Annotated in this window: 14 protein-coding genes and 1 other annotated feature; of the genes, 6 read left to right on the top strand and 8 right to left on the bottom strand. The window is 32.2% G+C overall.

From position 1 onward, the window contains the following. The first annotated feature begins 67 nt into the window (after window positions 1-67). Window positions 68-1,225 carry an MFS transporter gene (locus ACCQ42_RS00080; RefSeq protein WP_410035003.1) on the top strand — a complete coding sequence of 386 codons (1,158 nt, stop codon included), beginning with the start codon at window positions 68-70 and terminating at the stop codon, window positions 1,223-1,225. Window positions 1,226-1,604: 379 nt separating this feature from the next. Here ACCQ42_RS00080 and ACCQ42_RS00075 read toward each other — a convergent pair whose 3' ends face one another. The 3 genes from ACCQ42_RS00075 to ACCQ42_RS00065 are packed head-to-tail and all read right to left on the bottom strand — an operon-like array spanning window position 1,605 to window position 6,024. Next, window positions 1,605-3,365 (bottom strand): YcaO-like family protein, encoded by a 1,761-nt coding sequence (locus ACCQ42_RS00075; protein ID WP_410035002.1) that lies wholly within the window; start codon window positions 3,363-3,365, stop codon window positions 1,605-1,607. Further along, window positions 3,358-4,947: an ATP-binding cassette domain-containing protein gene (locus tag ACCQ42_RS00070; protein WP_265212204.1), complete on the bottom strand. Its 1,590-nt coding sequence runs from the start codon at window positions 4,945-4,947 to the stop codon at window positions 3,358-3,360. Before ACCQ42_RS00070 ends, ACCQ42_RS00075 begins: the two co-directional genes overlap by 8 nt. Before the next feature lie 15 nt (window positions 4,948-4,962). Further along, a complete protein-coding gene (locus ACCQ42_RS00065; protein ID WP_265212205.1) occupies window positions 4,963-6,024 on the bottom strand; it encodes a radical SAM protein in 1,062 nt (353 codons plus the stop codon). 542 nt (window positions 6,025-6,566) lie between these two features. Here ACCQ42_RS00065 and ACCQ42_RS00060 point away from each other — a divergent pair. Beyond that, on the top strand, window positions 6,567-6,692 hold the full coding sequence (locus ACCQ42_RS00060; RefSeq protein ID WP_265212206.1) for a hypothetical protein: 126 nt from the start codon (window positions 6,567-6,569) through the stop codon (window positions 6,690-6,692). Here ACCQ42_RS00060 and ACCQ42_RS00055 read toward each other — a convergent pair. The 3 genes from ACCQ42_RS00055 to glsA all read right to left on the bottom strand — a co-directional run bounded on the left by ACCQ42_RS00055 (window position 6,684) and on the right by glsA (window position 8,954). Further along, window positions 6,684-7,571 (bottom strand): helix-turn-helix domain-containing protein, encoded by an 888-nt coding sequence (locus ACCQ42_RS00055; RefSeq protein WP_265212207.1) that lies wholly within the window; start codon window positions 7,569-7,571, stop codon window positions 6,684-6,686. The genes ACCQ42_RS00060 and ACCQ42_RS00055 overlap by 9 nt on opposite strands. Before the next feature lie 99 nt (window positions 7,572-7,670). Beyond that, the gene (locus ACCQ42_RS00050) at window positions 7,671-8,012 is read right to left on the bottom strand and encodes a hypothetical protein (protein WP_106460857.1); all 342 of its coding nucleotides are present in this window, start codon (window positions 8,010-8,012) and stop codon (window positions 7,671-7,673) included. Between the two features lie 9 nt (window positions 8,013-8,021). Next, window positions 8,022-8,954: a glutaminase A gene (glsA, locus tag ACCQ42_RS00045; RefSeq protein WP_410035001.1), complete on the bottom strand. Its 933-nt coding sequence runs from the start codon at window positions 8,952-8,954 to the stop codon at window positions 8,022-8,024. A gap of 148 nt (window positions 8,955-9,102) precedes the next feature. On the opposite strand from glsA, the gene ACCQ42_RS00040 reads away from it, so the two are divergent. Both ACCQ42_RS00040 and ACCQ42_RS00035 read left to right on the top strand, forming a co-directional pair. Further along, window positions 9,103-9,702, top strand: coding sequence for a hypothetical protein (locus ACCQ42_RS00040; protein ID WP_410035000.1), 600 nt, complete (start codon window positions 9,103-9,105; stop codon window positions 9,700-9,702). Window positions 9,703-9,748: 46 nt separating this feature from the next. After that, complete coding sequence (locus ACCQ42_RS00035; RefSeq protein WP_410034999.1) at window positions 9,749-10,915, top strand: C40 family peptidase; 1,167 nt, start codon at window positions 9,749-9,751, stop codon at window positions 10,913-10,915. A 47-nt stretch (window positions 10,916-10,962) separates the two neighbouring features. Here ACCQ42_RS00035 and ACCQ42_RS00030 read toward each other — a convergent pair whose 3' ends face one another. Both ACCQ42_RS00030 and ACCQ42_RS00025 read right to left on the bottom strand, forming a co-directional pair. Then, a complete protein-coding gene (locus tag ACCQ42_RS00030; protein ID WP_410034998.1) occupies window positions 10,963-11,964 on the bottom strand; it encodes a DUF1002 domain-containing protein in 1,002 nt (333 codons plus the stop codon). Window positions 11,965-11,966: 2 nt separating this feature from the next. Beyond that, window positions 11,967-12,755: an Mrp/NBP35 family ATP-binding protein gene (locus ACCQ42_RS00025; RefSeq protein ID WP_106460860.1), complete on the bottom strand. Its 789-nt coding sequence runs from the start codon at window positions 12,753-12,755 to the stop codon at window positions 11,967-11,969. Window positions 12,756-12,892: 137 nt separating this feature from the next. Next, window positions 12,893-13,120, top strand: a binding site (T-box leader). Between the two features lie 62 nt (window positions 13,121-13,182). Between ACCQ42_RS00025 and ACCQ42_RS00020 the strand changes: the two genes are divergently transcribed. Further along, complete coding sequence (locus ACCQ42_RS00020) at window positions 13,183-14,757, top strand: ABC transporter substrate-binding protein/permease (RefSeq protein WP_410035038.1); 1,575 nt, start codon at window positions 13,183-13,185, stop codon at window positions 14,755-14,757. Next, window positions 14,735-15,469 (top strand): amino acid ABC transporter ATP-binding protein, encoded by a 735-nt coding sequence (locus tag ACCQ42_RS00015; protein WP_410034997.1) that lies wholly within the window; start codon window positions 14,735-14,737, stop codon window positions 15,467-15,469. The genes ACCQ42_RS00020 and ACCQ42_RS00015 overlap by 23 nt, the downstream gene beginning before the upstream one ends. The last annotated feature ends 59 nt before the right edge of the window (window positions 15,470-15,528 follow it).

Genomic DNA, 15,528 nt, shown 5'->3' with positions numbered 1-15,528 from the left:
TATTAGCCTTTACCTTTTTTAAAATACTTGGTATGATTAAGATGATTTCTTATCTTTGAGGTGAATGATGAATACAAATAGAAAAGATATTTTTAGGAAGACTGGGATTTTATCATTAGCCCTTTTTATATCTGTAAATAGCGTAATAAGCGGCTCGCTCATCAAATTATCTGATGATCTAGCCATCCCCCTTACATCTGCAGAGTTTCTAGTAACTCTAGCATCCTTTTCTACAATAATACTAATTTTATTAAATGAAAAAATAACAAGGAAAATCGGGATGAAAAGAGCCGTCCAAGTCGGCCTTTTCTTTGTGAGTATATCTGGCCTAATTCCCCTATTTTTCAAATCCTATGCTGGAGTCTTTGCCTCAAGGCTAATCCTAGGAATGGGAGTGGGCTTTTATAATGGCCACTCACCCAACCTCATCAATGCCTTTTATGAAGGAGATGAAGCAGCTAGCCTTCACGGCATCAGAAACTCCTTTGAATACATAGGCCAGATGATCCTAGTCTTTATAGCGGGAATTTGGGGAGCTAAGTCTTGGACCTATGCCTTTTTAACCTACAGCTTGGCCTTTCTTATTCTAGGATTTTTCTCCCAAACAGTAGAAGAAGTGGACCTAGAAGAATCAGATGAAAAACTCCATATCAATGCCCAGATGATTTTTTATATAATCTTTGCAGGCATCATGATAATGAATACAACAGCAGTATCAATTAGATTTGCCAAGGTGGCAAGCCTAAGCCTAAGTCCTGATGCAAACCTAAATATGTATATGCTAATCTTACCCATAGCAGGCATGATCTCAGGCTTTCTCTTTGGCTATATAAATAGAAAACTCAGGTCCAAAACCCTGCTTCTAGGCCTAGTAATCTACATCCTAACTAACATAAGCCTAGGCTCTTTTGGAGAAAATCTCCTAGTCTACCTAGCAGGCATGGCCCTCTTAGCCTTCTGCCAAAGCCTCTGCACCCCATATATCCTAGCAGAAGTATCAAGATTTGTAAGAGGCTCATCAGCAAGGCTTATAAATAATTTCATCTTTGTAGGAGTAAACCTAGGAGGATTTTTATCAAGTATCTACCTAAACCTAATCACAAAGATATTTGGCTTAAAAAGCCCCACCAGCCCTTTCCTATCATTCATAGGATTTTATATAATCCTCTTTGCCATATTCTTCTACGAATACCTAAGTGTAAGGCAATTTAGAGCTAATAAATAATCTTAAAAAAATCGTCCAACTCATATTTTATTATGAGGGACGATTTTTACATTGTTTAAAATATTCTATTTTTCAAGTATTTTTCTAGCTTCTAGGAAGTTTACTATAGAATAGATACCTATACCGTTGAAGATTATCTTTATAAAGCTACTTATATCGGCGTTTGGATTTATTATATTTAGCTTTGTTCTAATGAAGTGTAAAATTAATATTGTTAGCCAATAGATTGCGGCCCCTATTAGGGTTAATTTTAAATATAGTGCCTTGGCTTTTGCCTTTCTTTCTGGATTAACTAGGGTTATTCCAAAGACTGCGATGGCAAGTATTATTAAGACATGATAAATACTATAAAAAATAAATTATTCACGTGATTAATCATTTAACAACAAGAATTTATTTTTTTATACACATCTATATAATTTTTAATATTACATTCCTTATATAAATGACACTTTTTATCACAAAAAGATGAACATACACATGGAATATAGGGTATATTTAAAAATAATTTATCCTTAATTAAATCCTTAATTACTTCTTTTATTTCTTCTATACTGTAAAAATTTTTCAAAATATTCGTAATTTCTATATCATTATAATCCTGGCTTTTAAGATTATAGATATTAATAGCTATGTCATAATAATTTAGTATATGCGGATCATAACAATATTTACTAATTTCTTCATAATAGGATTTTAAAACATCCCTAGCTTTTACATAATTTTCTTTATATGCATAACAAACTGATAGTAATAAATCAATATTTATCCCATCAAGGCTAGTCAATTTATCATTTTCTATAGGTAGTATAATAAATTCGCTTAACACATACTCTTTCTTAAATTTATATTTTGTAAAATAGGAAATTAATAATTCGACCTCGTTATCATCTATTGTATTTTTATTTTTACATAAAATTTTTTTTACTTTTATAGTATCATTAAAGTCTTTTATAAATTCGTAGTTAGAATAATTAGTAACTTCACTCATTTCCGGTACAATTATTTGATAAGTAAAAAATCCTGTTTTAGAATGATTAGCTACCATAATTTCATATCCTAGTTTATATAGGATATTACTAATAAATTCCCATATACATTTATTAGATTTTAAATTAGATAATTTATCCCATACATCCCCAGGATAAGTATGCATTGACTCAAAATTAAATAAAATATGTGGGTATGCTCCTTCACCATTTATAAATATAGAATTATAATTTTCTTCAAATTTATCATTTACACTAGCACTTAAACTTGTCATAGTTGATTTCAAATCATCTATCGTCCTACCTTGAAAAATTTCAGTAACTGATCTTTCTATTGCAATTTTTAAATTTGCGTGACATCCACAACTTGCAAAGTATCTTTTTTTATGCTTGTCTATTAATAGAACAATTATTGTTGGTAAACCATATTCAAAACTAGTATCTATGATTTTAATACTTAAACCATATTCTTCTAAGTCTGAGATTCTAAAACTTAAATCATTATAATTATCTCTTATAAATTCAGTAATATCTGAAAATTTTGTCATTTCACGATTCAATATTTTTTTGATAGTATATCTTTCGATGATTTCGAAAATAGCTTGATTTAGGGATTCATATTTTGTATTTCCTGCAGCTATACCATTAGATCCATAAAATGTATCAACAAATAGTCCTGGTAATTTTATATTACTTCCTTCAAAAGTTTTGTAGCTAATAATTTCTTGTACAGGCATTTGATATATTAGATCCATAAAATGTTTTAAAAATACTTCTATTCCTGATTCAGATAAAATATCATAATTATATAAATAACTTAATATATATTCTTGAATTACTTTTTCATCATCTATTATCACTGAATTAACATTTACATTTTTAAATAAGTTAAAACTATCTAGGAGCCTAAAAGGTATACCCTCTTGAACTCTCTCAAGCATTTCAGCATAAGCACTAGCCAGTGCTAAATCTGGATTTATACCTTTACCATTAGAAACTAGATTTGTACCTATAATCCTAAGATTTAATGAATATACACCATCAATAGGATTCAACCAATTTTCTTCAAGTTCAACATTTAACTTTTTAAATATCATTTTAATATCTCTAATAGTATCAATCGGTTTCTTATCTTTTAAATTTTCATACATCACACATTCCTTTGTTCATGTCTATAACTAAATCAAATCTGTCAATATAATCATCTATATCGTGGCTTACATAGATAAAAGTCAAATTTTTATCATTTAGTAAAAACTCCAATATTTCATTCCTTAATTCTTTCTGCACTTGATTAAGCCCTTCATCAACAATCAAAATATCTTTATTTCTTATAATTGCTCTTAATAATGCAATTCTTTGTTTTTCTCCTCCTGAAAGAGATTGAGAAGTTGGATCTTTTTTTGATATTTTATCATATTGAAATAAATCAAATACATTTCTAAAATCATTAAAATCTATTGACGAATAAAGAGCTATGTTATTATCTACACTAGTATTAAATATATACTGAAATTGAGGTATAATTGAAAAATATCGATTGATATAAGCATTATCTAATTCTTTTAAATTATGTCCGTTTATATATATATCCCCATTATAATTTTTGATTTTCCCAGTAATAATTCTTAAAAGCGTTGATTTTCCAGAGCCACTATTTCCTTTAATCAATATTTTATTAGATTTATTAATTATAATATTACTTAAATCAACATTTAAACTATCATAATATGAAAACTGAAGATTATTTATTTCAATGTTATTAAAATCATGATCATGATATGATTTTTTTGAATTTGTTTCTTCTTTTGCTTTTTCATAATATCTTTTTACTAAAGTTTTATATGACGCTCTACCTGAACTGAGTATATTTATAGAGGTAATTAATCTAATTAAAGGGGAAATTATTATATCCGAAAATTGTATTGCTGCTATAAATGCACCTAAAGTCATACTCCTATAATATATAGATACGGAGCCATAACATATTAGTATAAATAGACCTATATAAGATATACACCCAATCAATATCTCCAAGCTACTTTCTAAATACCCAAATTTACTTTCGGTATATAAATTGTCGTTCATAGTCTTATTTACCACTTTTTTAAATTCAAAAGTAGCTAACATATTTCTAATAACATTTATCCCCAAAGTATAATCTAAAATAATACTATTAAAAAGTTTGTTTTTTTCTATATTTTCATTTTTGTATAGTTCAACTCTAGATTTAAAAATATAAGGTATACTCAAAGTTAATATATTTGGAATCAATATAAGCAATATAAGAACAAAGTCTAAATTTATTATCGCAAAGCTATAAATAAGCATATTAACTAAAAGAATTATTATATCTAACTTATTAATATAATAATCTTTAATAAAATCCTCAACATTATTATTAATATCCACATTTATATCGGCGACATAATCATTATTTTTAAATAGAGTTTCATCCTGTTCAACGAAACCTATAATTTGTGATATCATGATTCTTTTCATATTAACTGTTAATTTTATCAATAATATCTTTGTAATATATTCAAATATAATAATTCCTAATATAGACACGCCATATTTTATAATGTTATTTTTAGTTACAGATATATTTCTATAATTATCTATTATATTTTTAAGTATATATGGTTGTACAGAGACTAAAATAGCTAGCATTATGGATATGAATATATATATAAGTGAAATAATTTTAATATTTTTATTTTTATAATTCATAATTTCCCCAGTGAGTTAATTTAAAATTGCATAAGGATTATTTTCAAGACCCTTACAAAATATATTCTCAAAATAGACACCATCTAAATAATTAAAAATGTTATTTTCAAAAAAGTTATCATAATCTAAAATATTTAAGCTACTCTTTTGGTTACTTAGAATACAAGGATAAATAAACCCATTGGAATCTATATCTAACTTTGATATTCCAGCACCACAGGATACTGAAATAGAGTTCGTTAAGCACCCTTCATCATATATAATATCTATATAATTTCTATATTTAGACTTTAAATTAAATATAATTCTAGGCTCTATTTTTTTAAAGCATAATTTATTTTCATTGATTTTTGCTCTACCCATATTAACTAATTCACCAAATTGTATTTTTTTTACACCGCTATCAATAGCCAATTTTACTATATCTTCTAATTTATTAGGCTCGTTATTCATACTCGAAATCGTTATATTAGTATTTGTAGACGATAACTTTTTAATATTTTTCCAAACTCGATCAAAGGCCCCAACATTTTTAGTAAAATTATCATGAGAAAATCTGTCATGTCCATATATAGATATCTGTATTTCATTAAAATTTTCTAATGATTTTACAATATCTATATTTGATATATTAAGAGACGTAACTATTGATTTATAATCAAAACCATTTATACTATCTACAATATTTAAAAAATCTTTATGTACTAAAGGCTCACCACCGGTTAAAGTAATTTGTGGTGTTTTCTTATTTATCATATTGATTATTCTTATAATATCTTTAAATTCCATCTCATTAGCATTCATATCAGAATCATTAAAACAATGAATGCAATTTTGAGGGCATTTATTAGTAATAAATAGATTTATTAATTCAGGATAGTAAAATCCCTGTCTTCCACTTTCTTCAATACTCTCTGTATTCAATATTAACTTATCATTAGATTTTATATTTTCTCTATTCAATGATTTATATTTTTTTATTTTATTATTAATAGCGTTTAACTCATTTTTACCGACATATATCTTTTTATTATTGTCAAATAAAAGAGCGCCTTCTCCAAAATAGTGTATATGCATAATTTCTTACAGAGAATTGGCATTATTTATTAATTTCTTTTTATATATGAGTATATATTTCTATCTTAATATTATGCCAATTCTCTAATTTTTTACATTATACTTATTTTAGTTTGCTGCGTTCTTTTAGTACCGCAACTTTTAATAGTTATAGCACCTTGTCTTAGACCTTTAAATAAAATCTTCATGTAAAATTTTCCTTTCTTTAAATTAAAACTTCAATTTTATATATTATATTATCTATTTCAATATTCTATTACATCAATCCATTCCAAAATATTATGCAAAATTTACTAGTACAATATTTACTATTTCTTTCTAATATACAATTTAGCAGATGTATTTTAATATTTTGGTTATAAAATGACATTTTCTTTTTTACTCAATTATACGGACTCTATCTCCTTTCATAACAATGTAAATAATAAATCGATTTATATATAAATATAACTGTAATTTAAAAATTTGTACAGGACACATGTGTCCTGTACAAATTTTATGAATATTATATAATTAGTTTAGATTTTATGAAAGGATTTATTATGAACAAATTTTTCAAAACTTTTTATATTACACTATTATTAATTGTACTGATTTTACCAAGCAACCTATCTGGTGACAGAGAAGATGATATTATAGAAGTTTATTCAATTGATAAGCTAATCTAGCATTAAATTATAACTTTTAAATTCAATCATCTCATTTAACCTCTCAAAGCCGGATAATTTGGCACTCCATTTAGCCAAATTTATTGATTCTTCATAGGTGTTATATCCTAAATCATATTCACATATAAATTTATCATAATAAAATAATGATAAAGCTTCTACATCTTTTTTTAATGATGCTTCATTGATAGCTATATTAATTAAACTTAGAGCTTCTTTGCTTCTGAAATCAACATAAAGTCTATTTATAATAGAATTAAAAATCAACATTTTAACAGTATGATTATTGCAATCTTTAGATATTTTTTCTAAAATTTCATAATTGTTAAATGATTTATATTCTTTAAAATCATTACATATATTTACTAAAATCCTCATTTCTATGGTGGAATACTTCCTATCAATAATATTAGAATTATTGTATATTGTTGATGTAATCTCTTCATATCTTTCTTTAAAATCGAATTTATCAAATTCCTTATTCAGTACCCTATCCATAAATAGTCTTAAAAGTTTAATGTTTTTTTCTTTTCCCATCATTAACTTATTATCATTTTCAACTGTAGAAAGTTTCTTTGATAGGATTTCTGCTTCGTTTCTTTCGATAAAGATGCTTGCTACTCCCAATTTATTTAATATTTCTTCATAAAGGTAGTCTGTTTCAAAATGATTTTTATAATATATATCAAGTAAATCTTCTTCATAAGCCTGCGAAAGTAAGATAAGGGAATCTGCTCCTAGGCTCTTTATATTACCATTTTCAAGTCTAGATAGGCTTCTTACGCTTATGCCTGTAAGATATTCTACATCCTCTTGCCTTAATCTTTTTCCTATCCTGATATCTTTTAAAAGCTTTCCAAAGTCTTGGTTTTTAGTCATAACTTGCTCCTTGGATATAATTATACTTTAGATTTTAATTTTAAAGGAAAGAATCCCGGAATTAACCCGAGATTCTTAATTTTTATTATCTAAATTATTCTATTTTTCAAAAAGCTTCCTAGCTTCAAGGAAATTTACTATAGAATAGATACCTATACCGTTAAAGATTATCTTTATTAGGCTACTTATGTCTGCGTTTGGGTCTACTATATTTAGCTTAGTTCTAACAAAATATAAGATTAATATTGTCACTCCATAGATTGCTGCTCCTATTAGGGTTAATTTTAAATCTAGGACCTTACCCTTGGCCTTTCTTTCTGGCTTAACTAGGGTTAGGGCGAAGACTGCTATGGCAAGTATTATTAATACATAGGCTGGCAATTTTACAAAATATAGGGCGATGAGTCCTATTAGATAAAGTGCTAATGAAAGTGTTGGCATTTTTTCCTCCTATTTTACAAATATATTTAAATTTAGTTCGTAGGATAAGATTTTTAATAATTCCTTACCCCTTACTGAGTTGCCTGTCTTATCTAGTCTTGGTGAGTAGACTGCTATGCCGCAGACTCCTGGGACTATACCAAGAATTGCCCCGCTTACACCTGATTTTGATGGGATACCTACATTCATAAGGTAGGATCCAGAGTTTTCATACATACCGCATGATGCCATCTGACTTACTATTATGGATACAATTGATTCTGGGATTAGGTCTTGGATTTTATCTATTCCGTAGCCCCTATTGGCTAGAACTGCCCCAAAGTGGGATAGGCTTTCTATGTCTGTGCCTATGGAGCAAGACCTTATATATAAATCTAAGACCTCGCTTGGGTCGGCATCAAAGATCCCCTTACTCTTCAGGTAGTAGCTTATGGCCTTGTTCCTATCAGATGTTTCCATCTCTGATTCATATACATCCTTTAAAAATACTGATGTTTCTGATCCTGCTATCATATTATAAAAGTCCATCAACCTTTTAAAGCGTTCATCAATGGTTGATCCCATTATCATGGATGTGGTTGTGATGGCCCCTGCATTTATGAAGGGGTTGGCTGGTTTGTCTGTAATTGGCACTAGGGAATTAAATTCATACCTGGTTGGCTCACTGCCTACCTTATTATAAACATCTTCTAATTTATTGTCATGAAGGGCTACCAAAAGGTCCAGGATTTTGGATATAGATTGGAGAGAAAATATCTTATCAACCTCTCCATAAAGGAAGGTATCTCCTGTTATGGATGTGATGGCTAGGGCGAAGCTATCAGGGTCAACATTTGCTAGCTCTGGTATGTATGTTGCAACCTCTCCTTGTCCGATAAATTTCTCGCTTTTTATGATTGCTCTTCTGATTCTTACATCTATTTCATTTCTATCAAAAAACATAAGACCTCCTACAAATCTTATTGTAATTTTCCTTACTCTTATATTTATACCCCTTTCACACTTTTTATAAAATCCACCCATATTTCGCCTTAAAAGGCGTAAAATTGGGTATAATGATATAACAGAATATAAAATAAAGGAGCCTCTTATGCGAATTATAGATATATTAGAAAATGAAGAATGGATTAGAGCCTATGATTTCTATGATGATTTCATAAATTCTTCTTATTTTGACATGCTTAAAGATAGCTATGACAGGTTAAATTACGATATACTTTTTAAATCCCACATCCACGGCAGAGACCACATCGAAAGGGTAATACTCTTTGTCCATATTTTGGGCTTCCACTATGGTCTTAATGATGCTGATATGGATGTTTTAAGAAATGCAGCCAGCCTTCACGATACAAGAAGGGTCAATGATGGTTGGGACACTGAACATGGGATGAGGGCAGCCAAAGAATCTATAGAATATTCCTACGCTGATCCAAAGGATAAAAGAATCCTCCAAGCAGTAATCGCAGCCCATGCCAAGGATGATAAGATAATGGATGAAGTCATAAAAGACTTTATAAATGAGGATGATGACTTTGATAGGGCTATGAGGCTTGCCAAGTTTTTTAAAGATTCTGACGGCCTAGACAGGGTTAGGATTAACCACTTAGATCCAGATTATCTTAGAAATGATTATTCCAAAAATCTAGTAGACTTTGCCTACGAGCTTTTTAACTCCTATAAACTTGACTAATCCTTAAATATTATATAAAATTATAATAGATTAGACTGGAGTAAGAATGATTAAAAATAGAAAGTTTACTCTCCTAGGCCTAGGAATCCTAGCTTCAATCGCCTTTGTAAGGCCAGCCTATGCAGATAGTGTCATGCTTAACAAAGAAGTAGGCTCATTTGCATCCTTCTATGAAGAAATAGATGGCAATCTAAATGCGACAGATACAATTGAAGCTACTGATATCCACAACATGCTTAGCGAGGATGATAATTACTATAAAATAGAATATAAGGGCAAGACAGGTTTTGTAAATAAAAATAATTTTTATAAGCTAAACCACACTTCCCTAATAAATGATGCTGAGATTAAAAAAGACCCTAAGGATGATTCAGAAAACCTCACATCCTACACCCTAAAAGAAGGAAGCAAGGTTACAATCCTTGAATTTGTAAATATTGGAGACTATGTAAAAGTCTCTTATGAGCAAGGCCGCTTTGACAATGAATTCCTAAATGTAGAAAGGAAAAATGACAAGGACCTGCTTTATAGGATGCTTACAGGATCAGCCAATAATATCGATGTACCTGTCGAAACAATCGGCAAGAACGCAAGCCCAGAGCTTGTCACAGTCGGTGATGGCGAGGCAAATGCTGGCGAGAAAATCGGCTACATGCATTTTAAAGACCTAGCCCTATCCTTTAGGAGCCAGGAGATAATAGATGAACTTTATAATTATTATTACAAGCTCAACCACTCCAAAACCTACACCGAAGCCCCAATCTTTAGCCAGGGACCAGTTTATAGCCTAGCAAATAACGAAAGCTACCAAGCTACAGAAAATCTCCCACAAGTCACAGTCCACATGCAAGGAAGCCAGACAGGAATCGACCTTTATTCATATGGGGTCAAATTCTTAGGCAACCCTTATGTATTTGGCGGAAGCGACCTTAACAATGGTATAGACTGCTCAGGTTTCACCCAAAAAATCTATGAGACTATAGGAGTAGGCCTACCACACTTTGCTCAAAGCCAGCAAAGATACGGTGTGGAAATTCCATTTGGAGAAGAAAAGGCAGGAGATTTGGTCTTCTTTGGAACAAGCCTAAATAATATCACCCACGTTGGTATTGCAGATGGCTACGGCAACATGGTCCATGCCTCATCTCCAAAATACGGCATAATCATAAGCCCAATAAGAAATCCAATTTCTATCAGAAGAATAGTAGAATAAAGCTAAAAACAGACTTTTGAATTAACAAAAGTCTGTTTTTTAAATGCTTAATTATTTGATTGATCTTGTGAATCTCCGCCCATGATTGAATTTATAATATCCCTAATAAAGGCTATTATCTTATCAAGCAGGCCTGAGTCTTTGGCGTCTTTGGCGATTTTTTCTATGTTTTCTTTATTGTCTTTTGCAAACTTATCTATGGTGTCTTTGTTATCAGTGTAGAATTTGCTTGCCTTAGATCCTAAGTCCTTGCCTAGTTTTAGAAGATTATCCCTTACTTCCTTACTATCTATGGCAGAAGTAGATTGGTAGTTATTAAAATAATTTACCAAAAGATTGATATTATTATTTGATAATATATCTCCCATATTTACATTATTTAGGGCATCCTTGATAAAGATTGCAATCTGATCATTTGAAGCTGTCTCGCCATTTTTTTCCTTATAGTCGGCTAGCCTTTGTTTTACTTCAATTACTGCCTTATCTAGGTCCTTGGAATCAAAGCCATCCTTGCCCTCATTTTCCTTGGCCACTTCTATTACAGTCGCTAGCTCTTCTTGGGCAGTCTTTGTTCTTTCCACATCAATTTCTTGACCGTGATATTCTTCGGACTTATAGACCCCAACTAGGGCTGATTCTCCTGTGACAGGCTTTGGGCTTGCCACGTTTATTTCTGCATCTGTTATGCCTGCTGTGATGGCAGCATTGGTGTATTGGGCCTCTGTGATTTGAGAAATATTGCCTGGAGTTTTGATATTTACCTTAATACCTGATCCTTTAGGAAGTCTTTTGACTGTAACTGATGAAATCATGTTTGAATCTGCCGTCCCATAACCTAGGTATTTTTTAAGGTCAGCTCCATTTACAGTTCCCACATTGTAATCATCTGTATTTATTCCGATAGCATTGTCTACGATTTTTCTTTGTTGGTCATTTAGGGCCACACCGTAGATGATGTCGTCATTTGACTTATTAAAACTTGTCGCAAAGGCAGTGCTTGTCAAAAATATAGAACAGGCTGCCACAAGGCTTAAAATTTTCTTTTTCATAATTAAAGCGCCTCGATTTTTTCTATAATTGGGTTAAGAAGGGTATTTTCAATCTCTGTTGCCATACCTTGGTCAATTTTTTCTGCAATAGATGGGTCAATTGGTAGCTTGACTAGGGTGTCTATGTCATATTTTTGGGCTACTTCTTCGATATTTGACTTGCCAAAGATGGCATGGTTGCTTCCGCAATCAGGGCATTTGAAATAGGACATATTTTCTACGATTCCTAGGATATTTTTACCCATCATCTTTGCCATCTTAATTGATTTTTCAACAACCATTTCCACAAGACCCTGAGGAGTTGCAACAGCTACTACCCCATCAATTGGCAAGGATTGGAAGACTGTAAGTGGGACATCGCCTGTTCCTGGTGGCATATCTACTATTAGATAGTCAATCTCTCCCCAATTTACATCAGTATAAAATTGTTTCAAAACATTTGTTAAAATTGAAGAGCGCCACACAACTGGGTCTGTCTTATTTGCCAAGATCATGTTGGTAGAAATGAGCTTAATCCCATTATCTGCCTTGGCAGGACTCATAATCCCTTCCTTAGTTCCTCTAGCTGGCTCATTTATACCAAAGGCCTCTGCTATGGATGGGCCTGTGATATCGGCATCAAGGATGCCTACCTTATGGCCCTTGTTTTGTAAAAGTGTGGCTAATTGGCTAGAAATAGATGATTTACCTACTCCTCCCTTACCACTCATAACAGCAATTATCTTTTTAATCTCAGTACCTGGCTGAGTTTGTATTCTAAACTTATCAAAGTTCATTTTTCTATTTGTCATAAAATTTCCTTTCTTAAACGCAAAAAGCTTATAGCTTCACAAGTAATTATATTATATCCTCCATTAATTTCCATTAAAATTTTTGTAAGTCTTTATAAAGTGTCCTTGACATTTATATGGATTTAATGTAATATAGTGTAAAGACTTTGAAAAGACGAGTAGTAAGAGAGGAAGATTTAAGAGAGCCCTGCAAGCTGGGAAGGGGTATCGGATGCTTTTATGAATAAAAACTTGGAGTCTTCTTGGGGATTGTGATCCAGGAACGAGTTTTGCACGTTATAGCAAAGGAGTATGTTTGTACTTTCAGAGGTGTATTTTGTGAAAAATACATAAATTAAGGTGGTAACGCGATTTTCGCCCTTATTATCCAAGACGGATAATAGGGGCTTTTTTGATGGTACAAAAAATTATTATGAAAGGATTTATTATGAAGAGATTTTTCTTATCCTTGCTAGCAGCCATCCTACTTATGCCTGTAGGAAGCAGCTTTGCAAGTGAGGATGTGCTAAGAGTTGGCATGGAGGTAAACTATGCCCCATACAACTTTTCAGAAGTTAATGACGAAAATGGCGGCTATCCAGTAGCAAATTCGCCTGGAGAATATGCCAACGGCTACGATGTGAGATTTGCAGAAAAAATTGCAGAACACTTGGGCAAGAAGCTTGAAATCTACAAAATCGAATGGGACGGTCTAATTCCAGCCCTTACAAGCGGTAAAATCGACGCAATCCTTGCTGGTATGAGCCCAACAGATGAAAGACGCAAGCAAATCGACTTCTCTCTACCTTACTATAGGGCAAAGATGGTAGTCGTAGTGCCAAAAGATTCAAAATACAAGGATGCTAAGTCTATAAATGACTTTAAGGGAGCTAAAATTACAGGCCAGCTTGGCACCTTCCATGCCGATGTAGTCGACCAAATGGAGGGAGTGGACAAGCAAGAGCCAATGGATTCCTTCCCTACAATGATAGCTGCAACCAATGCTGGCACCCTCGATGGCTATGTATCAGAAGAAGCCGGTGCTCAATCAGCTATTTCATCCAATCCAAAGCTTACCTATATCAAATTTGACGATGATAAAAACTTCAAGACATCAGATGATGACACAACAGTTGCAGTAGGCCTTGCCAAGGGCTCTCCTATGACAGAAGAAATCAATGCCTACCTCAAGGACTTAGACATAGACAAGGTCCAAGATGAAATCATGACCGAAATGGTAAAAATAACCACAGCAGAAGAAGTACACAAAACCTTCCTTGAGGAAGTGAAGGATATTTGGAACCAATATAAGGACCTCTTCCTAAATGGTGTTGTAAATACCCTCCTAATCGCTATAATTTCAACAATACTTGGCTTTATCATAGGCCTAGTAGTGGCAGTAATAAGAAGGATAGATGTAAATAAAAAGACCAACCCAATCGGCTATTATTTCCACAAATTCATCAATGCCCTACTTTCAATCTATGTAGAAGTCTTTAGGGGTACACCAATGATGGTTCAATCTGTAATCATCTTCTACGGTCTAAAACAATATTTTGATATAGACCTTTCAACCATGTTTGCAGCCATCCTCATAGTATCAATCAATACGGGTGCCTACCTATCTGAGGTAGTACGTGGTGGAATAAATGCGGTAAATGCCGGCCAATTTGAAGCCTGCAAGGCAATAGGCATGAGCAATTCTCAGGCCATGGTCCACATAATCTTGCCACAGACAATCAAGACAATCTTGCCATCTCTTGGTAATGAATTTGTTATAAACATCAAGGATACTTCAGTTCTAAACGTAATCTCTGTGACAGAATTATTCTTCATGTCAAAATCTGTAGCAGGATCAACCTACCAATACTTCCCAACTTACCTCATAACAGCGGTAATTTACCTAGTACTAACCTTTACAATCACAAGAATCCTCCTTCTAATAGAAAGAAGATTTAATGATAGGGACTTTATCCTAGAATCATCAACAGGAGCAACAAATGTCAATAATTCAAGTAAATAATTTAGAGAAAAAATTTGGTGACAACCTAGTCCTAAAGGATATCAACCTAGAAGTCAACAAGGGTGAGGTTGTGACAATAATCGGCTCGTCAGGATCTGGTAAGTCCACCCTCCTAAGGTGCTTAAACCTCCTAGAAGAGCCTACAAGCGGGGAGATTATCTATGAAGGTTCTAATATCCTCGACCACTCCTTTGACAGGAGAAAGTACAGAAGCCAGGTGGGCATGGTATTTCAAAACTTCAACCTTTTTGCCAACAAAAATATCCTAGAAAATTGCATGATAGGCCAAGAAAAGGTCCTAAAAATAGACAAGGAAAGAGCAAGAGCAACAGCCATGAAATATCTAGCATCTGTAGGCATGGATAAGTATATAAATGCCAAACCAAGCCAGATATCAGGTGGTCAGCAGCAAAGAGTGGCCATAGCCCGTGCTCTCTGTATGAACCCAGAAATCCTACTTTTCGATGAGCCAACCAGTGCTCTAGACCCAGAAACTGTAGGAGAAGTATTAGATGTAATGACAAGTCTTGCAAAAAGTGGTATGACTATGGTAGTAGTAACTCACGAGATGGATTTTGCAAGAGATGTATCAGACAGGGTTCTCTTTATGGATAAGGGAATCATCCTAGAAGAAGCAAGTGCAAAAGAAATCTTCGAAAATCCTAAAAACGAAAGGACAAAGGAATTCTTGAAGAGATTCTTAGATAATTAGATGAAAAAAATAAGACAAAGAATGATAGATAAGCAGGGATTTGCTTATCTATCTTTTAC

It is taken from the genome of Anaerococcus kampingae (assembly GCF_046365475.1).
GTDB classification, from domain to species: Bacteria; Bacillota; Clostridia; order Tissierellales; family Peptoniphilaceae; genus Anaerococcus; species Anaerococcus kampingae.
Note: the sequence above shows the minus strand (reverse complement) of the source record. Positions and strands in the feature narration are given on the sequence as shown.